The sequence below is a fragment of the Caulobacter sp. GW821-FHT12F03 genome, assembly GCF_058806855.1.
Genome location: NZ_JBXAQC010000005.1, coordinates 193,537 through 218,843 on the forward strand (window position 1 = coordinate 193,537; position 25,307 = coordinate 218,843).

The following is a 25,307-nucleotide window of genomic DNA, read 5'->3' on the forward strand; positions in this document are numbered from 1 at the left end:
GGTCCCGTCCTCGGCAGGTTGCCGGCCGATGGCCGAAATTCGCAAAGTCTCCCTGCTGTATGTTCCGGTCGAGGACCGGCTGGCGTTCGATATCGAGGATGCCGAGGGCGCCGGGACGCGGCTGTGGCTGACCCAGAAGCTTTGCCGGGCGCTGGTCACGGCGCTGGTGCCGATGCTGCACAAGGTCGCCACCCTGCACCTGCCGCCGGAGGCGCGCGACACGGCCCAGTCCTGGGAGCAGGCCGCGGCCATGGCCGAGTTCGGCAAGGTGCCGGGCGTGCGGGTGCCGCCGGACGCCGTCTCGGGCCTGGTGCACGCGGTGCACATCAGTCCGCCGGGCGGCCAGATGACCCTGACCTTTGACTTCGACGGCGGCCAGTCCCGCTCGGTGACCCTGAGCCTGCAGGCGCTGCGCCAGACCCTGTCGGTCATGCACCGGCTGCATGTCGAGGCGGCCTGGCCGCTCGATCTCTGGCCGTCCTGGATCGCCGATCCGGCGCTGGAAGCCGCGGGCGGCGCGGTGAACTGACCGGCGACTTCGCGCCCGGGTTGATGGACATCAATGCGGGCGGGCGAGAGGGGGCCAGTCTGTGACCATGGCCAACGCCCGCATTCTGACGACTGTGATCCTCATGCTCGGCCTGTCGGCCTGCGCCACGACGGCGGAGACCGATCGCGCGACGGGCCGGGGCGGGGATGCGGTGACCCGTCCGCTGCGCGACCTCAGTCTGGTCCAGACTCCCATCCCGCCCGAACTCGCGGCCTCGGCGGCCGCCCCCTACGGCGTGGAGCGCCCGCGCGACTGCAAGGCCCTTGTGGCGGAGATCGAGGCTCTGGACGGCGTGCTCGGTCCTGATATCGACCAGTTGCGCGACAAGGGGCCCGGGTTTGCCGAGGATACGGCGATCGCGGCCCTGCAAAGCCTGTTCGATCTGCCGTTCCGCGGCGTGATCCGCCGCATTTCCGGCGCCGAGCGTCTGGATCGCGACAAGGCGCGGGCGGTGCTCGCCGGCATGGTCCGGCGCGGCTATCTCAAGGGGCTCGCCAGGGCCGCCGACTGTCCGCCGCCCGCCACCGCGGAACCGGGCCCATGAAGCCGGAGATTGATGGCGATCAAAGCACGCCTTCGGGGAATGGCCGACGGTGGCTCAAAGTGGAGAGCACGATCATGGCCTATCGCGACATTCTTGTTCAGATCGATGAAACGGCGGCTTCACGGACGCGCGCCACGGCCGCGGCCGCCCTGGCCGGACAGGTCCAGGCGCAGCTGACGGGCGCCTTCCTGAAATCGGACTTTTTCCGCACCTACCAGGGCGCCGACGCCTTCAACTACATGCCGCCGGAGACGATCGACCGGCTGCTGCAGGACCATGCCAAGGGCGTGGCCGAGGCCGCCGAAGCGGCCCGCGAACTGTTCGAGGCCGCCGCGGCCGACGCCGGGGTCGAATCCCGCTGGCTCGAGCTGGCCGGGGATGACGCCATCGCCCTGACCAGCTGCGCCCGGCGCTTCGATCTGACCGTGCTGCCGCCTGTGGCCCGCACGAGCTTCGGCATCGCGCGGACGTCAGCGGCCGACATCGGCCTGGCCGCCGGCGGCCCGGTCATGGTCATTCCGGACGCCGGTCCCGCGAGGGGCGCCGGCGAACGCATCCTCGTCGCCTGGAAGGGCACGCGGGAATCGGCCCGCGCGCTTCACGACGCCTGGCCGCTGCTGGCCGAGGCGAAGGAGGTCCATGTGCTGGTCGTGGCCCATGAAGGCGAGGGCGGGCCCGAAGGCCTGCTGCAGCGCCACCTCGAACGCCATGGCTGCAAGCCCAACATCATCGTCGACCGGAGCGCCGACGCCTCGGCCGCCGACATCATCTGCCGTCAGGTCGTGGCCCTCGGCGCCGATCTGCTGGTCATGGGCCTCTACGGCCGCGCGCGCCTGTCGGAATTCGTGCTCGGCGGCGTCAGCCACGACCTGCTGACCGCCCCGCCGGTTCCGCTGTTCCTGTCACACTAGCCCTTGCGGCTGGCGCCCTTGGGAAAGGTCTTCCGCAGCAGGGCGGCCACGTCCTTGAGGATGGCGTCGGCCGCCGGATCGGCCAGCAGGGTGTGGATGCCGCCGAAATGGCTGTGTCCCTTCACGGTCAGGCCGAATACCCCCGCCAGATGCGCGTCGAACGCCTTGACCAGGCCGTCGAGCGCGCCGGTCGACCGCACCCAGTGGTCCGGCGCGCCGGAGGTCGTGATCGACAGAAGGCTCTTGCCGGTCAGCAGCGGGCTGGAGCCGCCCGCGCCCGGCGCATAGCCGAAGCCCATGCTCATCACCCGGTCGACATAGCCCTTGAGGATGGCCGGCGGCGCGTTGAACCAGAACGGATAGACGAAAAGGAAGCTGTCGACGTCGGCGAGCAGCGCCCGCTCGGCGGCCACGTCCGGCCGGGGCGCGAAGGGCGTCGTGGCCGGGATCTCATCGGCCTGGAGCCGGGGATCGAAATCCATCGCGTAGAGGTCGCGCAGGATCGCCTCGTGGCCCAGACCTGTGAGCGTCTTCAGGCAGGCCTCGGCGATCGCGGCGTTGAAGCTGCCGGCCTTGGGGTGGGCGAGGATGACGGCGTGTTTCATGACCAGTCTCCGGGATGTCGAATGAGGCGCGCGAAGCCGGGTCAGGCGCCGCGCCGTCCGAGGGCTTCCGCCGTCTGCAGCCAGCTCGCCCGGCGCGCCGGATCGGCGTCGACCGATCCGCCCAGCAGGGTCCGCCGCACGGGGCCGACACCGGTGACCAGGAACAGGCCCTTCTCCAGGCCCGCCAGGCCGTGGCCGCCCAGCACGAAGCGGAACAGTGGCGTCGGCATGCCCATGGGCACGATCAGCCGCGCCGACTTGCCGGTCAGGATGCTCGACATCGCCGCCTGCGGCGAACTCAGCGAGTAGCCGGTGCGCAGCAGCTGTTCGAAGAAGCCCTTGAGCAGCGCCGGCGGCGAGCCGAACCAGATCGGGAAGACGAACACCAGATGCTGGGCGTGCTTGATGAGGTCCTGCGCCCGCTGGATGTCCGGCGCGATCACCGAGCTCTTGTAGTCCTCCAGCGACCGGACCAGGGGAAAGTCGAGCGCGCCGATGTCCAGGCGGCCGACCTCATGCCCCGCCGCCGTCGCGCCCCTGGCGTAGGCGTCGGCCAGCGCCGCGCACAGGTGTGTCTGCGCGGGATCGGGATGGCCGTTGATGACGAGGATGCGGGTCATGCGATCACTCCGTCAGTGGGCGGTGTAGCCGCCGTCGATCACCAGTTCGGAGCCGGTGACGAACTTCGACTCGTCGGAGGCCAGATAGACCACCCCCCAGGCGATGTCGTCGGGCTCGCCCATGTGGCCGAGCGGATGCAGCGACGCGACGCCCTGCCGGGCTTCCTCGACATCCGGCTGGTCCTCGAGGAAGTGCGAGACCATCGGCGTCCAGATGAAGCCGGGGTGGATCGAGTTCACGCGAATCCTGTCCGGCGCGTAGATCATCGCGTCGGTCTTGGACATCAGCCGCACCGCGCCCTTGGACGCGTGATACGGCGGCGCGTCGGCCGCGCCGACGAGGCCGTAGATCGACGAGAGGTTGATGATGCTGCCGCCGCCGGCCGCCTTCAGATGCGGGATGGCGTGCTTGGTGCAGAAGAACACGCCCTTGACGTTGATCCCCTGGACGAGGTCCCACTCGGCCTCGGTGATCTCGTGCGTCGGCTTGCTGGCCCCGGAGATGCCGGCGTTGTTCACCAGCGCGTCGATGCGGCCGAAGTGGGCGGCGATCTCGGTCATCACCCGGGCGACCTCGGCCTCGCTGGAGACGTCGCAACGCCAGTAGCGGGCCTGCCCGCCCCGGTCGCAGATCTCGAGCGCCAGCGCCTCGCCCTCCGCGTCGATGATGTCGAGCACGGCCACGGCGGCGCCTTCGTCGGCCATGCGGATGGCCGATGCCCGGCCGATCCCCAGCGCAGCGCCGGTGACGACGGCGACCTTGTCCTTGAGCCTGTTCATGCGCCTGCCACCCGGCCCGCGCCGGACGTCCTCTGACCGCGCCGAAGGGGCTCGACGCCTGACGCGATCATAGCCCCGAAAATGGGGACCCGCGCCTTGATGTCGCTCAAGGCGCGGTCACAGGCCCGTCAGGCTCAGTCCTTGGCGCGTTCGAGGTAGGAGCCGTCCTCGGTCAGCACGACGATGCGCGTGCCGGCGGCGATATAGGGCGGCACCATCGTCTTGACGCCGTTGGACAGCAGCGCGGGCTTGTAGGACGAGGACGCCGTCTGGCCCTTCATCGACGGCTCGGTGTCGACGATCTCCAGCGTCGCCGTGCGCGGCAGTTCGATGGCGATGGGCGTCTGGTTGTAGATCGACAGCGAGACGGCCATGCCGTCCTGCAGATAGGCGGCGGCGTCGCCGATCACATCTTCCGTGCCGACGTACTGTTCGTAGGTTTCGGGGTTCATGAAGTGGAACCCTTCAGCGTCCTTGTAGAGGAAGGTGTGCTCGCGTTGGTCGACGATGGCGCGTTCGACCATCTCGGTGGTGCGGTAGCGTTCAGCGACCTTCACGCCGTCGGAGATGCGGCGCATGTTGAGCTGGGTCACCGGCGTGCCCTTGCCGGGGTGGATGTTGTCGACGGTGAGAACGACATAGAGCTTGTCGTCGAGCTCAACGACGGCGCCTTTGCGGAGCGAACTGGCGGCAACCTTCACGTGATGCGTCCCTGGTGTTTTGTGGCGGCCCGGTGGGGCGCTCACAATTGTGCTGGAAGAATAGGTTCCCCCGCTCCATAGCGTCCCGAGCCAAAATCGCCAGCAATTCTCGCTTCTTCCCGCCTCCGGTCCCGCCGGGGCGTCGCCTGACCGGAAGTCCCGACCTTGAGCAGCCCTCTTGCAACCCCCTGGTGGAGACCGGACGTCCACGCCGACCGGCGGCCGTTCCTGCTGATCCGCAACCGGATCAAGGCGGCCCTGCGGCGCGCGTTCGAGGACCAGGGCTTCGTCGAGACCGAAGCCGCCTGCCTGCAGGTCTCGCCCGGCAACGAGGCGCACCTGCATGCCTTCGCCACCGAGGCGCTGGACCTGGCCGGCGGTCGCCGGCCGTTCTACCTGCACACCTCGCCGGAGTTCGCCTGCAAGAAGCTGCTGGCGGCCGGGGAGGACAGGATTTTCGAGTTCGCCCGGGTCTGGCGCAACCGCGAGCGCGGCCCGCTGCACCATCCCGAGTTCACCATGCTGGAGTGGTACCGGACCGGCGCGCCCTACGAGACCCTGATGGACGACTGCGCGGCCATCCTGGCGCTGGCGGCGGAGACCGCCGGGACGACGCGCTTCCGCTTCCGCGGCCTGGAGGTCGATCCCTTCGCCACGCCGGAGCGGGTCACGGTGGCGCAGGCCTTCGAGCGGTTCGCCGGAATCGACTTGCTGGCCAGCCTCGCCGCCGACGGGGCGACCGATCGCGATGCGCTGGCGCAGGCGGCCCGCGCCGCCGGCGTTCGCGTCGCCGCCGACGACGCCTGGGCCGATGTGTTCAGCCGGGTGATGGTCGAGAAGGTCGAGCCGAACCTCGGCGCCGGCCGGGCTGTCATCCTGTGTGAATACCCGACCGCGGAGGCGGCGCTGGCGCGGCCGACCGCCCACGACCCGCGCGTGGCCGAACGGTTCGAGCTCTATGCCTGCGGCGTCGAGCTGGCCAATGCCTTCGGCGAGCTCACCGATCCGGTCGAGCAGCGCCGCCGCTTCGAAGCCGAGATGGACGAGAAGGCCCGCGTCTACGGAGAGCGCTATCCGCTCGACGAGGACTTTCTCGCGGCGCTGGCGCTGATGCCAGACGCCTCTGGCTCGGCGCTCGGCTTCGACCGGCTGGTGATGCTGGCGGCCGGCGCCAGCCGCATCGAGCAGGTGCTCTGGGTTCCGGTGGCGCCATGAGCGACGGCCGCACCCTGCGCACGCTGGTTGACCTGTCGGACGCCGGCCTGTTGCCCGCCGCCGGCCTGCCGGCGCTGGAGGCGGTCGCCGCCCGCTACGCCGTGGCGGTCACCCCGGCCATGACCGCGCTGATCGACGCCGCCGACCCGGCGGACCCGATCGCTCGCCAGTTCCTGCCCGACCCGGCCGAGCTCGACGCCCTGCCGATCGAGTCGGCCGACCCCGTCGGCGACGAGACCCACAGCCCGGTCGAGGGGATCGTCCACCGCTATCCCGACCGGGCGCTTCTCAAGCTGACCCACACCTGCGCCGTCTACTGCCGCTTCTGCTTCCGCCGCGAGGTGGTCGGGCCGGACGGGGCGGGCACCCTGACCCCGGCCCAGCTCGACGCGGCCCTGGCCTACATCGCCGCCACCCCGGCCATCTGGGAGGTGATCCTGACCGGCGGCGATCCTTTGGTGCTGTCGCCCCGCCGCCTGCGCGAGGTCATGGCCCGACTTGAAGCCATCGACCATGTGAAGGTCATCCGCTTCCACAGCCGCGTGCCCGTGGTCGCGCCCGAGACCATCACCGACGCGCTGGTCGCGGCGCTGAAGAGTTCGACCCGGGCCGTCTACGTGGCCCTGCACGCCAACCATCCGCGCGAGCTGACCCCTGCTGCCCGGGCCGCCTGCGCGAGGATCATCGACGCCGGCCTGCCGATGCTCAGCCAGACGGTGCTGCTGCGCGGGGTGAACGATGACGCGGCGACCCTCGCCGACCTGATGCGGGCTTTCGTCGAGACGCGGATCAAGCCCTACTACCTGCACCAGGGCGACCTCGCCCCGGGCACCGGCCACTTCCGCTTGCCGATCGCCGAGGGCCAGGCCCTGATGCGCGCCCTGCGCGGCCGGGTCTCGGGCCTGTGCCAGCCGACCTACATCCTCGATATCCCTGATGGTCACGGCAAGGTGCCGATCGGCCCGGGCTACCTCAGCAATGGTCCGGGCGCCGCCTCCCGGGTGGAGGATCCGGACGGTATCCTGCATCCCTACCCGGCCGATCCGGAGCGGACCTGACGCCGAACAGTTGTTCGAAGGTCTTGCCTCGCGAAGGCGATTACGGGAGTGGTGAACCGAAAACCGCCTTTGACCAACACGCGCGATTGGGTCCGACCATGACTGTTCAAGCCACGCCCGAGGGCGCTCGACCGGGGCCGCTCGCCGGGGTCCGGATCATCGACCTGACCCAGTTCATCCTGGGTCCCTACGCCACCCAGACGCTGGGCGATCTCGGCGCGGACGTGATCAAGGTCGAGGAACCGTCGGGCGACCGCCAGCGCGGCAACGGCAAGGCCCCGAAGTCGAAGGAGATGGGCCCCGGCTACATCGCCTTCAACCGCAACAAGCGCTCGGTCAGTCTCGACCTGAAGACCGACGAGGGCCGCGACACCCTGCGCCGGCTGGTCGCGACGGGCGACGTCTTCATCCATAACATGCGGCCCGCCGCCGTGGCCCGGCTGGGCTTCTCGTACGAGCAGGTGAAGGCCATCAAGCCCGACATCGTCTACGTCGAGGCCATGGGCTACGACGACGCGGGCCCCTACGCCGGGCTTCAGGCGTTCGACGATCTGATCCAGTCGGCCAGCGGCGCCTGCGGGCTGGGACAGCTGGTGGACCCGGAGGCCGAGTTGCGGCCCCTGCCGTCCTATCTGGCGGACAAGACCTGCGGCCTGTTCGCGGCGATCGCCACCCTGGCGGCCCTGCGGCACAAGGAACAGACGGGCGAGGGCCAGTATGTCGCCGTGCCGATGCTGGAGTCCTTCACCGGCTTCCTCATGGCCGAGCATCTTTACGGCGAGACCTTCATTCCGCCGACCAGCGGCTTTGGTTTCACCACCGCGATCACCCCGCACCGCAAGCCGATGAAGACCAGGGACGGCTGGCTGACGGTAAATCCGGCCAACGCGGCGCAGTCGGCGAAGTTCATGGAGCTGGGCGGCCTGCCCGGCGCCTACGAGAGCGAGCGCATGACGTCGAAAACCAGCGGCCGCGAAAAGGTCGCCGAATACTACGCCATGATGGGCGAGGCCGCGGCCAGCCACACGACCGAAGAGTGGATGGCGCTCGGCGCCGAGAACTCCATCCCGGTCATGCGGGCCAATACGGCGAAGGGCATCTTCGAGGACGCCCAGCTCAGCCAGACCCTGTTCGAGGAGCGGACGCTGGAGGGGGAGGGCGCCTATCGCGCCATGAAGCCCGGCCTGCGCTTCTCCAAGACGCCGGCCAGCATTCGCCGCGACCCGCCCCGCATCGGCCAGGACACCGACGACGTGCTGGCCGAGCTTGAGGCCTGGGAGGCCGCCGCCAAGGCCTGACCCGGCCGGCTACATGAAGTTGCGCGTGTGCAGGTCGGCGAGCCGCTGGGCCTCGGCGGGCGCGAAGCCCAGCCGCAGCAGCCGCGCCCGGCGTCCGGCGGCCATATCAAGCTTCAGCTGCTGCACGGCGAGATGGCCACGCGCCACCGCCGCGGGATTGAGATCGCCGGCCGCCAGCAGCACGAGGGCGTCGAACACCTCCTCGTTCAGGCCGGCGGTGTCGGCCAGCTCGTCGTGCCGTTGCTCGACGGCGTTCTGCAGGCGGGTCTGGTAGTCGGGCTGGACCGCCAGCCGGTGCTCCAGATGCGCCATGGCGAAGGCCACATGACGGGCCTCGTCCCGCGCGGCGAGACGGCAGATCTGGCGTGTGACGGGGTCGGGCGCATGGTTCTGCAGGAAGGTCAGCAGGGTGATGAAGCTGCCTTCGCCGAGCACGCCGAGCAGGAAGGTCGCCGACGAGAAGTCCGGCGCCAGCATCAGGGTGTGCAGCGAGGCCTGACCGCCGGCGGTGGAGAGTCTCGGCGCCTGTCCACGCAGACCCAGACGGCGGGTGAACACCTCGATGTGGCGGGCCTCGTCGGCGCACTGCAGCGCCAGCACCTGCTGCACCTCGCGGTACTGCGGATGGACCTGGCCGAGGTGCCGGGCGGGGACCACCAGCGCCGCATTCTCGTTCTCGACCAGATAGGTCATCACCTGGGCCACCGCCGCCTCGATGGCGGGGGGCAGGTCGAACGGCGCGTCCCAGTCGATGGCTGTCTCGGGGTCCCATTGCGCGGCCGCGGCCTGACGGTAGAGCTCGCCGGCCGTGGCGGCCCACAGGTCGTCGCGCCGGCTCAGACCGAAGCCGATCGTCGGCCCGCCCGCCTCGACCGTCGCGCCGCGCGCGGCCAGGCCCCAGGCGGGATCGGCGGTCTCCGCCGGCAGCTCGCCCTCGGCCAGCCACGAATGGCCGGTGTCCAGCGCGTCACGCCAGCGGCCTTCGGCCCACGGCCCGCGCGTCACGACCGCCTCGATCCCGCCGCCGGCCAGCGCATGGGTTTCGACGTCGTGTCCCTGCTGGCGGCACCAGGCCGTCAGCTGCAGGTCCCACTCGGGAGCCCGGCCGCGCACGGACAGGCGCTCGCCCGCCGGCAGCGCGGCCAGCGCGCGGCGGACGAGCAGCAGGCCGCCCTCGTCCAGCCCGAGGTCCTCAATATCGATAGTCGGCATGCAGGATGCTTCCGTCGGGGCCGTAGAAGCCCTGTTCGTCGACCGCCGCCGCCAGGGCCGGGTAGAACTCGGTGCGGCCCGGCTTCCACTTCTTCAGCCCTTCCAGCTCCAGCAGCGGCCGGACCTGCGGATCGTCCCACTGCATCGACAGCAGCAGGTCCACGAACCGGTCGATGGCCGCCTGCGGCGCGCCCGGGCTGGTGGTGAAGTTGCAGTGATCATAGGGCTCGGTGCGGGCGATGATCCGCGTCGCCCCGGCCGGCAGGGTGCCGTCGAGGCCGAAGGCCAGGTGGTTCCCGTCGATCATGCAGCTGGCGTCGACCTCGCCTGCCATCAACGCCTTCGCCGCGTCCCGCTCGCCGCCGATGTGGTCGCCGTGCTTGCCGGACAGCACGTCGAAGCGGCGCACCGCGAAGTCCTCGCCGCCGACGAGGCCCGCCTGCTGCAGATGATGCAGCGGCAGCAGGGTCGCCTGGGGCGAGTCGATGGCGCCGACGCCGAGGGTCATCCCCCGCAGGTCGGCCTCGGACCGGATCGGGCTGTCGGCCCGCACGACGATGACCGAGCGCAGGTTGCAGTCCGTGTTGCGCATGGCCACGGCCTGCACCGACTGGCCGCGGCTGCGCGCCATCCGGTCGGCCCGCACCCAGGCGAGCGGCGAGTTCCAGGCCAGGTGCAGCGTGCCGTCGAACTGCGCCTCCACCTGGGCCTCGTAGTTCGAATAGAGAACGTAGTCGAAGGCGAAGCCCTGCCGCGCGAACCAGGCTTTGAACCCTTCCCAGATGGTGACCACCTTGGGGGCGTAGGCGACGGCGCCCATGATCAGCGTCGGTTGGGTCAACGAACTTCCCTTGAACGAGGATGGGGCCGCGGCGACCCCTCCGGTGCGCCTATAGCACGGAGGATCAAGCCCCGGCGTCGGTCTTCGCGGGCGGGATGACGCCGAGATGCTCCGCCCCGCGGGCGGCGGCGAGGGCGACCTGGCGCTGGCGCTCGGCGTAGCCCGCGCGCTGGGTCTCGTCGCGCCGGTCATGGCAGGCGGGGCAGCTGACGCCGGCCTCGTACAGAGGCGAGGCCTGCTCTTCCGCGGTCACCGGCATTCGGCAGGCGTGGCACAGAGCATGCGTGCCGGGCGAAAGGCCGTGGCCGACAGCGACGCGCTGGTCGAAGACGAAACACTCGCCCCGCCACAGGCTGGCCGGCTCGGGGACCGTCTCCAGGTACTTCAGGATGCCGCCGTCGAGGTGATAGACCGCGTCCAGCCCCTCGGCCTTGAGGAAGGCGGTCGACTTTTCGCAGCGAATGCCGCCAGTGCAGAACATGGCGATCTTCGGCGCCGTCCGCCCGGCCAGCAGCGCCTCGCGGTTGGCGCGGAACCAGTCGGGGAATTCGCGGAAGCTGGCGGTGCCGGGATCGATGGCGTTGGCGAACGTCCCGATCTTCACCTCATAGGCGTTGCGCGTATCGATCACGATCGTGTCGGGATCGCTGATCAGGGCGTTCCAGTCGGCCGCCGCCACATAGCAGCCCGCGTCTGTCAGCGGATCGATGCCCGGCTGGCCCATGGTGACGATCTCGCGCTTGAGGCGGACCTTCATCCGGTAGAACGGCATCGCCCCGGCCCACGACAGCTTGACCGACAGGTCGGCGCAGCCGGGCAGGGCGCGGACGTGCGCGAGAACGGCCTCGATGCCCTCGGGCGTCCCGGCGATCGTGCCGTTGACGCCTTCCGGCGCCAGCAGCAGCGTGCCCTTGATCCCGTGCGCCGCGCAGACCCCCTGCAGCCCGTCCCGCAGGCGGCCGCAGTCGTCGAACGCCGCGAACCTGTAGAGGGCGGCGACACAGACGGGCGGGCGGGCTTCACTCATGCCGGGCGGTCATGGTGGGCCGGAGCGGCGGGATCAACCGAAAACTCGTCCGGCCCTAGAAGGCCAGGGTCATCTTCACCGAGACGGTCTGGTTGGACAGCCGGTCGCCGAACTGGCCGGTCCAGCCGATCCGGGCGCTGCCGCGCTCGCCGACCACCGTCACGCCCAGTTCGGTGTCGAACGTCGTCCGGTCCAGACGGCTCTGGACGGCGAACGGAACGACCCCGCCCGGCGCGGCGGTGAAGCCGGCCGTGAACGGCGAAACAGCGCCCGACACCAGCGTGGAGACACCGATACGGCCGTACGGGCGGACATCACGGTCTCCCTGGCTGAACTCGCCGCCGAGTTCGACCTTGAAGCTGACGCGGGTCGTGTCGCTGGACTGACCGGGGATCACCAGATTGAGCGGGCCGGCGCCGGTTTCCGTGACGCCGTCGGTCGAGACGGTCATGCGGCTGACCTCGATCATCGGCCGCGTGTACAGGCTGTTGTCGCCCTGCTGCAGACTGGCGCGGGCTGTCACCGAGCTGAACGTCAGGTCCTGGTCGGCCCGGGCGATCGACACGCCGCCCGGCAGGATCACCTTCCGGTGTGTGGCGATGTCGCTGACGCCGTAGTTGCTCGCCAGGGCGAAGGTGAAGGGACCGGCCAGCCGCTTGATCACGACGCCCGCCTGGAACCGGTCGCCGTCGCCCGAGGCGATCCTGCCCATGCCGGTATCGACGGTCTCCGCCGACACCGCGCCGCCAATCCGCCAGCCGTCGCCGGGAGCGGCTTCCAGACCGAGGGACAGGCCGCTCGACCGCTCGCGATAGGCCTGGTCCTGGGCGGTCCTGTCGAGGGTCAGGGTTCGGCTGCTCAGCCGGCCCCAGAAGCAGCCGTCGTCCGAGCCGTAGGCCTTACCGGCCAGGGCGGGGCAGCTCATCATCGAGTCGGAGAACCGGTCCGAGGCGAAGGTGGTCGCCGCCGCCTGGTCGCCATAAGCCTCGGGGCTGAAGCTGTCGTAGTAGCCGGCCAGCTTGTCCGCGGACGGCTCGAAGAACAGCTGGGCGGCCACCGGCGCGAAGCCGGCGGACGAGCCCGCGGTCTGGATGGCGTTGATGTAGTCGCCGACGGCGGTGCGGTTGGCGTTGAACCCGGCCGGCGAGAAGTCGACCACGTAGTTGAGGTTCAGGTCGTGAGCCGTGGTCTTCAGCGCGAAGCTGGCGACCGCTGACTCCGGCGCAACCAGCGTCAGGCTGGAGGCCGTCATGGCCCCGCCCGCATTGATGATGGTCGCCGTGTGATCGCCGGGCAGCACATAGCCGGCGTTGAGGATGTTCAGGACGAACGAGCCCTTCACGGTCGCGGCGCCGGTCAGGTTGATCCGGTCGATTTCGCCGCTGAGCCCGGTCCGGTGCAGGTCGAGGTCGGTGAGGACCGTGGCGCCGACGGTCTGGTTCAGCGCGCCCTGGACTAGGGTGGTCTGGACCCTCGACAGGCCGCCGGGCGTCAGGACGCCGTCGTTGGTCAGCAGGCCGCCGTTGAGCTTGACGTAGTCGAGAGTCTGGAAGGTCGAGGTCGCGGCGTTGTTGAACGCGTTGACGCCCAGGCCCAGGTCGACGTTGCCGATCACGCCCTTGCGGCTGTTGATCGTGTCGTCGCCGAAGGTGGTGACGATGGCGGCGTTGGAGGCCGCCGACACCACGCCCAGCAGGTTGAAGACGTTGGTCGCGCCGCCGTCGACCAGCAGACCCTTGCCGTAGACCGAGCCGCCGTGGACGTCGCCGTTGATCGTCGCGACGATGTTGCTGGCGGAGAAGCCGCTGCCGGCGTGGCTCTGGAAGAAGGCGCCGACGCCGTCCTTGCCGCCGACGATGACGTTGCCGGTCTGGGTGATCGTGACGGTCCCGGAATTGCCCGAGCCGCCCATCGAGCCGGCGAAGGACAGGCCTATGCCGCTGCCGAACAGGCCGCCGCCGCCGCCGATCGACTGGGCGAAGATGCCCACCGAGCCGTCGCCGAGCAGGATGATGTCGCCGGTGTTGACCACGGTGACGTCGCCGCCCTGGCCGTTGACCGCGTCGAGCGGATTGATCTTCAGCGATCCGTAGTCGGAGTAATCCTCGCCACCGAAAACGCTGAGGTCGCCCCAGCTGGCGATGCCGAGCGAGGTGTCGCCCGCCACGCCGCCGCCGCCGCCGACGCTCTGGGCGAAGATGCCGTAGGCGCCGAAGCCGGCGGTCTGGATCAGGCCGGTGTTGGTGACCGTGACATCGCCGCCGTCGCCGGCCGAGCCGCCGGCCCCGGAGAAGACGATCTGGCCGACGGTGGTGATCGTGCCCTCACCGCCCGTGCCGCCGCCGCCGCCGACGCTCTGGGCGAAGATGCCGTGCGACAGGTCGCCGAAGGTGCGGATGGCTCCGGAGTTGGTGACGGTCACGCGTCCGCCGTCGCCGGCCGAACCGCCCATGCCGCCGATGCCGATGCCCCAGTCGGGCTCCTTGAACGACTCGACCAGATCCTTGGCGGCCAGCACGTTGTTGACCACCGTCAGGCTGTCGGACAGGCCCTGGTGATAGTAATAGGTGGCGTCGCCGTCATAGTCGGTCGCGCCGCCGGTCCCGCCGCCGCCGCCCACCGACTGGGCGAAGACGCCGCGCGCGATCGCGCCGTAGGTGGTGATCGAGCCGGTGTTGGTGACGGTCACCGCGCCGCCGTCGCCGGCCACGCCGCCGGTCCCGCCGATGCTGACCTCGCCCGCCAGGCCCGAGCCGCCGTCGCCGCCGCCGCCGCCGACGCTCTGGGCGAACACGCCGTGAGCGCCCTGGCCGGCCGTCTGGATCAGGCCGCCGTTGGTGACCTGGACCGAACCGCCGTCGCCGCCGCCCGCGCCGTCGCCGCCGATCGCCACCTGGCCGCCCTTGGCGTCGCCCTTGTTGGCGAGGTCGAGGAAGGTGGCGATTTCCGCGCCCTGGGTCGAGATGCGGCCGCCGAAGCCGCCGCCGCCGCCGACACTCTGGGCGAACACGCCGAAGCTGAACGCGCCCTCGGTGACGATCTGGCCCGTGTTGCCGACCACCACCGCGCCGCCGTCACCGGCCGCGCCGCCCTTGCCGCCGATCGAGACGTTGACCGACTGGGCCTTGGAGTTGGAATCGTCTTCCTTGGCCGAGAAGGCCATCGAGAAGCCGCGCGCGTCGCCGCCCGACCCGCCGCCGCCGCCGACTGACTGGGCGATGATCCCCGCCGCTCCGTCGCCGGTCGACCACAGCGCGCCGCTGTTGGTCACCAGAACGCCGGCCCCGTTTCCGGCGACGCCGCCCTTGCCGCCCATGGCGAGCGCGTAGTTGCCGTTCTCGCCCGCGCCGAACGAGCCGGACGCGGAGGTGGCCACGCCGGCGTCACCGCCGCCGCCGCCGACGCTCTGTGCGAATATGACCGTCGCCTGCGCGCCCGTCGTGACGATCACGCCACTGTTGCGCACGGTCACGTCGCCGGCGTCCGCGGCCGTCCCGCCGTCGCCGCCGAGGCTGATGCTGATGTTGTTGCTCTTGGAGCCGAAGCTGGCCGCGCCGGCCCCGCCGGCCAGATAGTCAGACCACTGATTTTCGTCGATGCCGGCCATGCCGCCATGGCCGCCGCCGCCGCCGACGCTTTCGGCGAAGATGCCGTAGGCCAGTTCGCCTTCGGTGGTGATCACGCCGCTGCTGACGACCGTGACGTCCCCACCGACCGAACCGGTCCCGCCCTGGCCGCCGACGTTGGCCGACAGGTTCGTCGATTCCCCGCCCGACAGGGTCAGGGCCCCGGCCGCGCCCCCGGCGCCGCCGCCGCCGCCGACGCTCTGGGCGAACACACCGGTCGCGCCGGCGCCGTGGGTGGCGATGCGGTTGCTCGAGGTGACCTGGACGTCGCCGCCCGCGCCCCCAGCGCCGCCGGACCCGCCGAGGCCGACCGCGATGTTGGTCGACTTGGACTTCCCGAGGGCCGCCGAAACGGCCATGCCGCCCGCGCCGCCGCCGCCGCCCACGCTCTGGGCGAAGACGCCGTAGGAGTCCGCGCCGAAGGTCACGACCTGGCCGAGGTTGCTGACCGTGACGTCGCCGCCGAGGCCGGCCGCGCCGCCCGATCCGCCGAGGGTGAAGCCGAGCGAGAAACTGTCTTCCTTGCCGAGGCTGCCGGACAGTGAGCCCGAGAACCCGCCGTCGCCGCCGCCGCCGCCGACGCTCTGGGCGAACACGCCGTAGGACCGGTCGCCGTCGGTCCGCGTCAGGCCGTTGGCCGTCAGCGAGACATCGCCCGCGTCGCCGCCGACGCCCCCGCTGCCGCCGATCGCGGCCGTCAGGCCGACCGCGTTCTTGCCGGCCGTCAGCGCGCCGCTGACCGATCCGCCGCCGGAGCCGCCGCCGCCGCCGACCGACTGGGCGAACAGGGCGTGGGCGTCGGCGCCCGAGGTCCAGGCGCCGCCCGTGCTGCTGACGATGACGTCGCCCGAGTCGCCGCCGACCCCGCCGGAGCCCCCGACCGACACGCCGATGCCGGCCGAGGTGCCGGATGAGAAGGCCGCCGACAGGGCGCCGGCGAAGCCGCCGGAGCCGCCGCCGCCGCCGATGGACTGGGCCTGGATGCCGTAGGAGCGGTCGCCGAGCGTGGCGATCTGCGCCGTCGAGCTGACCGTGACCACGCCCGAGGCGCCGCCCGCGCCGCCGTCGCCGCCGACGCTGACCGAGGCGCTGCCGGCGCTCTTGCCCGCGCCCACGGCGCCGGTGACCGAGAAGCCGCCCGTGCCGCCGCCGCCGCCGATCGACTGGGCCAGCAGGCCCGCCGCGTCGACGCCCCGGGTGGTGATGGTGTTGGTGCTGGTGACGGTCACGGCCCGGCCGTCGCCGCCAAGGCCGGCCGAACCGCCGACCGAGACCGCGGCCCCGCCCGCCGTGCTGCCGCCGCCGACGCCGAGCGCGCCGCTCCAGCCGCCGTCGCCGCCGCCGCCGCCGACCGACTGGGCGTAGACGCCCGCCGACCGGTCGCCGGTCGTGGAGATCGCGCCGTGCACGGTGACGATGACCTCGTCACCCGAACCGCCGCCCGCGCCGGAGCCGCCGACCGAGACGCCGCCGCCGGCCGCGTTCTTGCCGCCCGCCGCGCCCGCCGCGACCGAGAATCCGCCCGTGCCGCCGCCGCCGCCGATCGACTGAGCCAGCACGCCATGGGCGTCGACGCCGAGCGTCGTGACCGAGGCGCTCGACTCGACCGTGACCCTGCCGCCTTCGCCGCCGTCTCCGCCATCGCCGCCGACCGAGACGCCGACTGCGCCGGCGTTCGAGCCGCCGGCCGCCGCGAGCACACCGCTCCAGCCGCCCGCGCCGCCGCCGCCGCCGACCGCCTGGGCGAACACGCCCGATGACCGGTCGCCGTCGGTCAGGATCATTCCGGCCGTGGTGACGCTGACGTCGCCGGAATCGCCGCCGCCGCCGCCCGAGCCGCCGACGCCGACATTGGCCGCCAGCGCGCCCGAGCCGCCGCCCGCGCCCGCGCCGGACCAGCTGTAGCCGCCCGTACCGCCGCCGCCGCCGACGCTCTGGGCGAACAGTCCGCTGGAATCGACGCCGCGCGTGTGAATCACGCCGCTGGTGTCGACGGTGACGGCGCCGCCGACCCCGCCGCCGCCGCCGTCGCCGCCGATCGACACCCCGACCGCGCCGGCCACGCCGCCCGCGCCGGCCACGGCCACCGAGCCGCTCCAGCCGCCGTTGCCGCCGCCACCGCCGACGCTCTGGGCGAACACGCCCGCCGAGCGCGCGCCGCTCGTGTTGATGGTCATCGGGCCGGTGTGATCGATCACCACCGTGCCGCCGTCGCCGCCGTCGCCGCCGTTGCCGCCGACCGAGACCGCGCCGCTGACGGCGAAGCCCGTGCCCAGCGCCAGCGAGGCGGCGACCGTGTAGCCGCCGTTGCCGCCGCCGCCGCCGACGCTCTGGGCGAAGATCCCGCGCGAGTCCTCGCCGTAGGTGGTCAGCGCGCCGCCGGTGGTCACATGGACGTCGCCGCCCGCGCCGCCCGCGCCGCCGTCGCCGCCGACATTGACGCTGACCGAGCCGAACAGGCCGATGGCCGCGCCCTGGGCCACGCCGCCGTTGCCGCCGCCGCCGCCGACGCTCTGGGCGAAGATGGCCGTCGCCTGGTCGCCGCGCGTGGTGATCGAGCCGGTGTTGGACACCGTGACCTGGCCGCCGAGGCTGCCCGTGCCGCCGGACCCGCCGACCGCGACGCTGACGAACAGGCCGCCGCTGTTGGCGTCGCCGCCGTTGCCGCCGCCGCCGCCGACGCTCTGGGCGAACACGCCGCCGGCGCCGTTGCCCCAGGTGCTGATGATTCCGCCGTTGCTGACCGTCACCGCGCCGCCCGCGCCGCCGCCCGCGCCGTCGCCGCCGATGGCCAGCCAGCCCGCGCCGCCGCCCCCGTTGCCGCCGCCGCCGCCGACGCTCTGGGCGAAGACGGCGTAGGAGCCGGCCCCGTGGGTGGTCACGGAGCCGGTGTTGGTCGCCGTGACCGCGCCGCCCTCGCCGCCGCCGCCGCCGTCGCCGCCGAGCGAGAACAGACCGGCGCCCGCGCCCCCGTTGCCGCCGCCGCCGCCGATGCTCTGGACGAAGATGCCCTGGGCGTTCTCGCCCATCGTGGTGATCGCGCCGGCGTTGGTCGCGGTGGCCGCGCCGCCGTTGCTGGTGCCGCTGCCGCTGCCGCCGATGCCGACGAGGCCCGAGCCCGAGCCGCCGTCTCCGCCGCCGCCGCCGACGCTCTGGCCATAGAGACCGATGGCGCCCGCGCCCTCGGTCAGGATCGTGCCGTCGTTGCCGATGATGACGATGCCGCCTGGGCCGCCGGCCTGGCCGGTCGAGCCGAGGCCGACGAGGCCGCCGCCCGATCCGCCCGCGCCGCCGCCGCCGCCGATGCTCTGGCCGAAGACGCCGAAGGCGCGCTCGCCGGTGGTGTGGATCCAGCCCTGGTTGGAGACGTCGACCGTTCCGCCGCCGCCGGCCGTGGTGCCGTCGCCGCCATAGGCGAACAGGCCCGCGCCCGAACCGCCCGAGCCGCCGAAGCCGCCGATGCTCTGGCCGAAGATGCCGGCCGCGTTGCTGCCGCTGGTGATGATGATGCCGGAGCTGGTGATGGTCACCGTGCCGCCGTCGCTGGTCGTCGCGCCGGAGCCGCCGCCGCCGACGATGCCGGAACCGTTGCCGCCGCTGCCGCCGCGCCCGCCGAGGCTCTGGCCGAAGATGCCCTGGGCGCTGTCGCCGGAGGTGGTGATCGACGCGCCGTTGGCGATGGTCACCACGCCGCCGATGCCGCCCCGTTCGCCGTCGCCGCCGTCGGCCTTGATGCCGGACGCGTCGCCGCCATCGCCGCCGTTGCCGGCCGCGGCCAGGCCGAAGACCCCGTGGGCGTTGTCGCCCGTCGTGACGATATGGCCGGCGGTGGTGATGGTGACGTTGCCGCCGTCCCCGCCGATGCCGCCGTCGCCGCCATTGGCGTCCACGTCGCCCGAGTCGCCCCCGGTGCCGCCGTCGCCGCCGTTGGCGTGGCCGTACACGCCATAGGCGCCCGCGCCGGTGGTCGAGATGATGTGGGTTCCGGTGTCGACGGTCAGGGTCACCGTGGCGCCGCTCTCGCCGCCGTCGGCGTCGCCGCCGTCGGCCAGGGTTTCGTCGGACCCGTCTCCGCCGCGGGCGCCGTCGCCGTTGAGCTGGACGCCCGGTGTGCCAGCCGCCGGCGTCGCGTCTGTGGTGACGGCCTGAACCGTCAGGTCGGTCACCGGCGGGCCCTTGGAGACGCCGATCGTTATGTCGCCGGTGCAGACCACGGTCGACACGCCGACGCAGTCGGCCGCGGCGGCGGGCAGGGCCGAGAAGGCGGCGGCCCCGATGGTCCCGGCCGCGACGATCCGGCCGATCTGCTTGAACAGTTTGCGCGCCAGGGTCTCGAGCCGTACGGCCCGCGCCCGGCTGCGGATGTCGACCACGGTGTCCGTCGCGGGCTCCGGCGCCTGACCGGCCAGCAGGGCGAGGGCGCCGAGCACCGTTTGAAGCCGGACCAGCAGAGCGTCAGGATAGCCCTCGCGCGCCGCGGCGGGAGCCGCCAGCAACCGACCGACGGCGTCGCGCGTCTGGGCCAGCTCGGCCGCCGCTGATCCCAGGCGGGCATGGAGGATCCGGGCGACCTCGCCGTTGGCCGCCTCGCGCCGCCAGCGCGCGGCCAGCAGGTCGAGTGCGTCCACCAGACGCGACAGTCGCAGGACAGCGCCCGACGACGCGGTTACCGAATTCACGACCATGATCTGACGCCCCCGCGGCCGCCAGCGCGGCCGTTAATCATTCTGAACGGTTCGGTGCGCCGGCGTCCACTTCATTCCCCCGGCGGGCGGCCCACTTTGTGGAAATGGCCGATCCGCACAGGCGTCCGGACCCGCTGTCACCCCTCATATATTCACGCTAACGATAGTGAGTATTGACGATCGTCAAGGGCGCGCGGCATGGTGGGTGAAACGCCGACGCGAATGATCGGCGTTCCAGGGAGTGAACGGGATGGGATCAGCCTCGGCCGCGCGGGACGCAGCGCCCGCAGCCCCGGCGGCCGCGCGCCCCGCCAAGGGCGCCTGGTTCGTGCTCGGCATGCTCTGCTTCGTCTATGTGCTGAACTTTCTCGACCGGCAGCTGCTGTCGATTCTCGCCAAGCCGATCCAGGACAGCCTCGGGGTCACCGACGGCCAGCTGGGGCTCATCGGCGGGCTGTACTTCGCCCTGTTCTACTGCCTGATCTCCATTCCCGTCGGCTGGCTGGCCGACCGGACCAATCGCGTGCGGGTGCTGGCCCTGGCCTGCGCCCTGTGGAGCGTGGCGACGATGGGCTGCGGTCTGTCGGCGAACTACGCCCAGCTCGTGGTGTCCCGCATGGCCGTCGGCGTGGGCGAGGCCGGCGGCGTGCCGCCCTCCTACGCCATCATTTCCGACTATTTCCCGAGCGGCCGGCGCGGCGCGGCGATGGGTCTGTTCAACCTCGGCCCGCCGATCGGCCAGGCGCTGGGCGTCGCCTTCGGGGCCGCCATCGCCGCGGCCTATGACTGGCGACTGGCGTTCCTCCTGCTGGGCGGCGTGGGCGTGCTGGCGGCGCTGGCCGTCCTGCTGTTCGTCAGGGAGCCGCGCCGCGGCGGCCTCGACCAGGCGCCGGTCCCGTCGTCGCCCCCGGCGGCCACGGAGGCGGCCGGATTCCGGGCCACGGTGAAGATGTTCTTCTCCCGGCCGTCCCTCGTGCTGATCGCCGTCGCCAGCGGGGTGACGCAGATCATCACCTACGGCGCCGGCAACTTCACGACCCTCTTCCTGATGCGGGAAAAGGGCATGACGCTGCCCGACGTGTCGCTCTGGTACACGCTCGTGGTCATCTTCGGCATGGGGGGCGGCATCCTCGTCTCGGGCCCGGTCATCGACCGGTTCACCCGTCGCTCCCGGCAGGCCTACGCGGTGATCCCCGCCATCTCGCTCACGCTCGCCGTGCTGCCCTTCCTCGCCTTCATCTGGGCGCCGACCTGGCCGGTTGCGCTGGCGTTCCTGCTCGGGCCGACCTTCCTCAACTACTTCTACCTGTCGTCGGCCGTGACCCTGGTCCAGGAGGAGGTCGCGCCGCACCAGCGGGTGATGTCCGGGGCGCTGCTCCTGCTGGTCATGAACCTGACCGGCATGGGTATCGGCCCGACCTTCGTCGGCTTTGTCAGCGACGCGCTGCGCGCCGCCCATCCCGACAATTCCCTGCAACTGGCTTTCCTCTGCCTGCTTCCCGTCTACGCCGTGGCGATCGGCCTGTTTGTCTGGCTGGCCCGGGTGTTGCGACGCGAAGGCCCGACGACCGGAGTCGCCGCATGACCCTGCTCCGCCGCCTGATCTTTCTGGCCGCGCCCGTCGGCTGCCTGCTGCTCGGCGCCCCGGCCCAGGCTGCGCCGGCCGGCCCCGTGGTGGACGCGCCGGCCGGCGCCGTCCAGGGCGTCAGCCAGGCGGGGATCAACAGCTTCCGCGGACTGCCCTACGCCCTGCCGCCGGTCGGCGCGGCGCGCTGGAAGCCGCCCCAGGCGGCGCCGCGCTGGGACGGCGTGCGGGACGCGACGCGGCCGGGACCGGTCTGCGTGCAGAACAGGTCCGGCCCCTACAACATCTACGCCAGCGATCCCGGGCCGATGAGCGAGGACTGTCTGTCGCTCAACATCTGGGCGCCCGCCGGCGCCGCGAAGGCCCCGGTGATGGTCTGGATCCACGGCGGGTCGCTGTGGTCCGGCTCGGGCAACGAGGAGATCTACGACGGCGCGCGGATGGCCGCCCGGGGCGTGATCGTGGTGACCATCAACTACCGGCTCGGCGTGCTCGGCTATCTCGCCCATCCGGGCCTGAGCGCGGAATCACCGGCCGGCGTGTCGGGCAACTATGGCCTGATGGACCAGATCGAGGCCCTGCGCTGGGTCCAGCGCAACATCGCGGCCTTCGGCGGCGACCCGGCCAATGTGACCATCGCCGGCGAGTCCGCCGGGGGGCTCAGCGTCCTGTATCTTATGGCGGCCCCGCCGGCCCGGGGGTTGTTCGCCCGGGCCATCGCCCAGAGCGCCTACATGATCTCGACGCCGTCGTTGCGGACGCGCGCGTTCGGCGAGACGCCCGCCGAGGAGGCCGGTCTGGCGCTGGCGGCCAGGCTTGAGGCGCCCGACGTCGACGCCCTGCGGGCGATGGACGCGGCGAAGCTGACGAAGGCGGCGGCGCAGGCGGGTTTCGCCCCGTTCGGCGTCGTCGACGGCCAGATCCTGCCGCGACAGCTGGTTGAGGTCTTCGACCGGGGCGAACAGGCGCCCGTGCCGGTCCTCGCCGGCTTCAACAGCGGCGAGATCCGCTCGCTGCGGTTCCTCGCGCCACCGACGCCAGCGCTCGCCTCGAGCTACGAGAAGGCCATCCGCGACCGCTACGGCGATCTGGCGGAGGCCTACCTGCGGCTCTATCCGTCGCGCGACATGGAGGGCAGCATCCTCGCCTCCACGCGGGACGCGATCTACGGCTGGACGGCCGAACGCCTGGTGGTCAAGCAGACGGCTCTGGGCCAGCCCGCCTTCTTCTACATCTTCGACCACGGCTTCCCGGCCGCCGATGACGCCGGTCTGCACGCCTTCCACGCCAGCGAGCTGCCGTTCGTCTTCGGCACGCTGAACCGCACGCCGCCGCTCTGGCCCAAGGCGCCGCGCACGCCGGCCGAGGCGCGGTTCTCCGACGCCATGCTCGACTACTGGACGAGCTTCGTCCGCGCGGGGCGACCCGAGTCGGCGGGCTCGCCGGCCTGGCCGGCGTTCGGCGCCGGCCGCGCCTTCATGGCGTTCCAGGACGTGCCGCGCGTCGGCCTTGACCTGTTCCCCGGCATGTATGCGCTGCACGAGGCCGTGGTGTGCCGTCGCCGCGTCGCCGGGACGATCCCGTGGAACTGGAACGGCGGCATCGTCTCGCCGCCGCTGCCGCCGGCGCACCCGGCCTGCCCCTAGTCCTTCAGGGCGTGAAAGCCCGCGGCCATGAACCTGGCGATGCGCGCCTTGACCGCCGGAAAGTCATCGGAGTGGCAGAGGCCGCCCGAAAGCCGGTCGATCCGGCCGGTCCGGGCCAGGGTGTTCATCAGCGACCCGGTCACGAAGTGATAGCCCCAGAAGATGTCCTCCTCGGGCGTGTCGGGCAGCGCCCGCTTGAGGATGGAGACGAGCTTCAGCACGACCGGATCGAAGTGCACGTCCATCAGCGCGGCGCCCTCGGGCGTGTTGCTCACCCGGGCGCAGAAGGCGGCGTAGTTCATCCACGGCTCGCCGCCCTCGATGTAGAGGTCGAGGTCAGTGTCGAGAAACACGTGCAGCGCGCCCTCGACGGTCGGATGGTCGCCGGCCTCCTCGGCGTAGCGGTCCAGGGCCGCCATTCGCCGCCCGCTGGTGACGCTGGCCCGCCGGGCGAACACCGCCTCGAACAGGGCCGCCTTGTCGTCGAAATAGTAGTGCAGCAGGGTCGTGTGGACGCCCACGCGTTGCGCCACGTCCCGAAGCGTCACGCCGTGCAGGCCCTGCAGCGAAAACAGGTACTCGGCCGCGTCGAGGATATGTTCAAGGGTCTCCGCGCGCTGTTCCGCCTTGCTGCGGCGGACCCGCTTGGGCGGCGAACCTTCTGACATCAATCAAACCCCTTCAAGGCTCGGAAGCAGCTGCCGGGGCGAGGTCGTCACGAGGCTGGACCCGTCCCGGCGAGGCTTTCACCCCCGTAGTCGGCACGTAGCCGGTTCTTGTCAATCTTCCCGGTCGCGGCCAGCGGCATGGCGCCGATCTGCAGGATCTGATCGGGCAGCCACCAGTCCGCGACCCTGCCCCGCAGGGCTCCCAGAAGGGTCTGGCTGTCGACCGACGCCCCTTGCCGAAGCTCGACGATCAGCACCGGCCGCTCGCCCCATTTCGCGTCCGGGCGGCCGATGACGGCGGACTGTCCCACGGCCGGGTGGCGGCCGATGATGTCCTCGATCTCCGTCGGATTGATCCATTCGCCGCCGGACTTGATCAGGTCCTTCGAGCGCCCGCAGATCGTCAGGGCGCCGGTCTCGTCGATCCGCGCGAGGTCGCCCGTGTCGAAATAGCCGTCGGCGTCCAGCGCGTCGGCGCTGGCCTTGAAATACCGGTCGACGACGCTGGCGCCCTTGACCTTCAAATGGCCGACCACGCCGCGCTGTTCGGCCAGGGTCCGGCCGTCCGCGTCGGTCAGCTTGAGGTCCAGTCCGATGGGGGGGCGCCCGGCCGCCCGCGTCTCGACGGGCCCGGCGACGGGCGGCGCGACCGTGCCGAGCGGCGACAGTTCGGTCATGCCCCAGCTGGTCTGGACGGTGACGCCGAGGCGTTCCTCCATGCTGCGGATCAGGGCGTCCGGGCAGCTCGAGCCGCCGATGATCACGCGCTTCAGGTCAGGCGTCTCGCCGCCGACCGCGTCCAGGTGGTCCAGAACGCCCAGCCAGACGGTCTGCACCCCGGCGGCGACGGTGACCTTCTCCTCCTGCAGCAGTCGCGTCAGGCTCGCGCCGTCGGCGTTCCGGCCGGGAAGCACCAGTCTGGCGCCGACGGCGGGGGCCGCGAACGGCAGGCCCCAGCCATTGGCGTGGAACATGGGCACGGCGACCAGCACGGTGTCGCCGGCCGTCAGGGCGAAGGCGTCCGCCTGCAACGCCCGAAGGGTGTGGAGGTAGTTCGAGCGGTGCGTGTAGAGCACGCCCTTGGGCTGGCCGGTGGTTCCCGATGTGTAGCAGAGCCCGGCCGGCGTCTCTTCGTTGAACCCGCCCCAGGGCGCGGCGCGGCCATGCGCGCGCAACAGGGCTTCGAACTCCCAGACCCGCGCCGGGTGGGGGCGGGCAGGGACGGCGGCGGCGGTTTCACCCGCTCCGTCCATCAGCACGATGTGTTCGACGCCGGGGCACAGCGGCAACAGCTCGTCGAGCATCGGCGTCAGGCTGGTAGCCACGGCGAGCACCCGGTCCTCGGCCTCGTTGATCATCGCGGCCAGGTGGGCGGCGGTCAGGCGCGGATTGAGCGTGTGACAGACCAGGCCCGCGCCCATGGCGGCGTAGTAGGTCTCGAGGTGATGCTGGGTGTTCCAGGCGAGGGTCGCGATCCTGTCGCCGAACGCCAGGCCCAGATGGGCGAGCGCGCCCGAAAGGCGATTGCTGCGCTCCCGCAGGGCGGCGTAGCCGATCCGGCCTCCTCCCGCCGTCACGACCTCCTGTCGCCCGGACCACTTGGCGGCATGGTCGAGGAACTTGTCGACGGTCAGGGCGTAGGCTTGCATCAGTCAGATCACTCGAAATCCGGATCCCGGGAAAAGCCGGGGTCTCAAACAAAAAAGGCTGGCCGCCTGGCCCTCGCCAGACGGCC

Annotated in this window: 18 protein-coding genes; 8 read left to right on the forward strand and 10 right to left on the reverse strand. The window is 71.7% G+C overall.

Annotation, left to right across the window (positions count from 1 at the left end):
- Window positions 1-28: 28 nt before the first annotated feature.
- The 3 genes from AC1RN0_RS13700 to AC1RN0_RS13710 all read left to right on the forward strand — a co-directional run bounded on the left by AC1RN0_RS13700 (window position 29) and on the right by AC1RN0_RS13710 (window position 2,005).
- Complete coding sequence (locus AC1RN0_RS13700) at window positions 29-529, forward strand: hypothetical protein (protein WP_492788007.1); 501 nt, start codon at window positions 29-31, stop codon at window positions 527-529.
- A gap of 67 nt (window positions 530-596) precedes the next feature.
- The gene (locus tag AC1RN0_RS13705) at window positions 597-1,094 is read left to right on the forward strand and encodes a hypothetical protein (protein WP_492788008.1); all 498 of its coding nucleotides are present in this window, start codon (window positions 597-599) and stop codon (window positions 1,092-1,094) included.
- Between the two features lie 74 nt (window positions 1,095-1,168).
- The gene (locus tag AC1RN0_RS13710; RefSeq protein WP_492788009.1) at window positions 1,169-2,005 is read left to right on the forward strand and encodes a universal stress protein; all 837 of its coding nucleotides are present in this window, start codon (window positions 1,169-1,171) and stop codon (window positions 2,003-2,005) included.
- On the opposite strand, the gene AC1RN0_RS13715 is transcribed toward AC1RN0_RS13710, so the two are convergent.
- From AC1RN0_RS13715 to efp, 4 genes are all read right to left on the reverse strand, one after another.
- Entirely contained in the window at window positions 2,002-2,610 is a 609-nt protein-coding gene (locus tag AC1RN0_RS13715; protein ID WP_492788010.1) for an NAD(P)H-dependent oxidoreductase, read from the reverse strand. The two genes, AC1RN0_RS13710 and AC1RN0_RS13715, sit on opposite strands and share 4 nt — an antisense overlap.
- Before the next feature lie 41 nt (window positions 2,611-2,651).
- Window positions 2,652-3,230 carry an NAD(P)H-dependent oxidoreductase gene (locus tag AC1RN0_RS13720; RefSeq protein WP_492788011.1) on the reverse strand — a complete coding sequence of 193 codons (579 nt, stop codon included), beginning with the start codon at window positions 3,228-3,230 and terminating at the stop codon, window positions 2,652-2,654.
- Window positions 3,231-3,242: 12 nt separating this feature from the next.
- Window positions 3,243-4,010, reverse strand: a complete 768-nt coding sequence (locus tag AC1RN0_RS13725; RefSeq protein ID WP_492788012.1) for an SDR family NAD(P)-dependent oxidoreductase — start codon at window positions 4,008-4,010, stop codon at window positions 3,243-3,245.
- Between the two features lie 134 nt (window positions 4,011-4,144).
- Window positions 4,145-4,711 carry an elongation factor P gene (efp, locus tag AC1RN0_RS13730; RefSeq protein WP_492788013.1) on the reverse strand — a complete coding sequence of 189 codons (567 nt, stop codon included), beginning with the start codon at window positions 4,709-4,711 and terminating at the stop codon, window positions 4,145-4,147.
- Between the two features lie 165 nt (window positions 4,712-4,876).
- Here efp and epmA point away from each other — a divergent pair, with 165 nt between their 5' ends.
- From epmA to AC1RN0_RS13745, 3 genes are all read left to right on the forward strand, one after another.
- Window positions 4,877-5,926 (forward strand): EF-P lysine aminoacylase EpmA, encoded by a 1,050-nt coding sequence (gene epmA, locus AC1RN0_RS13735; RefSeq protein ID WP_492788014.1) that lies wholly within the window; start codon window positions 4,877-4,879, stop codon window positions 5,924-5,926.
- Window positions 5,923-6,984 (forward strand): lysine-2,3-aminomutase-like protein, encoded by a 1,062-nt coding sequence (locus tag AC1RN0_RS13740; RefSeq protein WP_492788015.1) that lies wholly within the window; start codon window positions 5,923-5,925, stop codon window positions 6,982-6,984. Before epmA ends, AC1RN0_RS13740 begins: the two co-directional genes overlap by 4 nt.
- Before the next feature lie 98 nt (window positions 6,985-7,082).
- Entirely contained in the window at window positions 7,083-8,282 is a 1,200-nt protein-coding gene (locus AC1RN0_RS13745) for a CaiB/BaiF CoA transferase family protein (RefSeq protein WP_492788016.1), read from the forward strand.
- 9 nt (window positions 8,283-8,291) lie between these two features.
- Here AC1RN0_RS13745 and AC1RN0_RS13750 read toward each other — a convergent pair whose 3' ends face one another.
- From AC1RN0_RS13750 to AC1RN0_RS13765, 4 genes are all read right to left on the reverse strand, one after another.
- Window positions 8,292-9,494, reverse strand: coding sequence for a hypothetical protein (locus tag AC1RN0_RS13750; protein ID WP_492788017.1), 1,203 nt, complete (start codon window positions 9,492-9,494; stop codon window positions 8,292-8,294).
- Complete coding sequence (locus tag AC1RN0_RS13755) at window positions 9,475-10,335, reverse strand: phosphate/phosphite/phosphonate ABC transporter substrate-binding protein (protein ID WP_492788018.1); 861 nt, start codon at window positions 10,333-10,335, stop codon at window positions 9,475-9,477. The genes AC1RN0_RS13750 and AC1RN0_RS13755 overlap by 20 nt, the downstream gene beginning before the upstream one ends.
- A gap of 64 nt (window positions 10,336-10,399) precedes the next feature.
- Window positions 10,400-11,362, reverse strand: a complete 963-nt coding sequence (gene trhO, locus AC1RN0_RS13760) for an oxygen-dependent tRNA uridine(34) hydroxylase TrhO (RefSeq protein WP_492788019.1) — start codon at window positions 11,360-11,362, stop codon at window positions 10,400-10,402.
- A 55-nt stretch (window positions 11,363-11,417) separates the two neighbouring features.
- The gene (locus tag AC1RN0_RS13765) at window positions 11,418-19,673 is read right to left on the reverse strand and encodes a hypothetical protein (RefSeq protein ID WP_492788020.1); all 8,256 of its coding nucleotides are present in this window, start codon (window positions 19,671-19,673) and stop codon (window positions 11,418-11,420) included.
- 250 nt (window positions 19,674-19,923) lie between these two features.
- Here AC1RN0_RS13765 and AC1RN0_RS13770 point away from each other — a divergent pair, with 250 nt between their 5' ends.
- Both AC1RN0_RS13770 and AC1RN0_RS13775 read left to right on the forward strand, forming a co-directional pair.
- Window positions 19,924-21,258: a spinster family MFS transporter gene (locus tag AC1RN0_RS13770; protein ID WP_492788021.1), complete on the forward strand. Its 1,335-nt coding sequence runs from the start codon at window positions 19,924-19,926 to the stop codon at window positions 21,256-21,258.
- Window positions 21,255-22,904, forward strand: coding sequence for a carboxylesterase/lipase family protein (locus AC1RN0_RS13775; RefSeq protein WP_492788022.1), 1,650 nt, complete (start codon window positions 21,255-21,257; stop codon window positions 22,902-22,904). Before AC1RN0_RS13770 ends, AC1RN0_RS13775 begins: the two co-directional genes overlap by 4 nt.
- Here AC1RN0_RS13775 and AC1RN0_RS13780 read toward each other — a convergent pair.
- Window positions 22,901-23,572: a TetR/AcrR family transcriptional regulator gene (locus tag AC1RN0_RS13780; RefSeq protein WP_492788023.1), complete on the reverse strand. Its 672-nt coding sequence runs from the start codon at window positions 23,570-23,572 to the stop codon at window positions 22,901-22,903. The two genes, AC1RN0_RS13775 and AC1RN0_RS13780, sit on opposite strands and share 4 nt — an antisense overlap.
- Before the next feature lie 47 nt (window positions 23,573-23,619).
- Window positions 23,620-25,221 carry a long-chain-fatty-acid--CoA ligase gene (locus tag AC1RN0_RS13785; RefSeq protein WP_492788024.1) on the reverse strand — a complete coding sequence of 534 codons (1,602 nt, stop codon included), beginning with the start codon at window positions 25,219-25,221 and terminating at the stop codon, window positions 23,620-23,622.
- Between the last annotated feature and the right edge of the window lie 86 nt (window positions 25,222-25,307).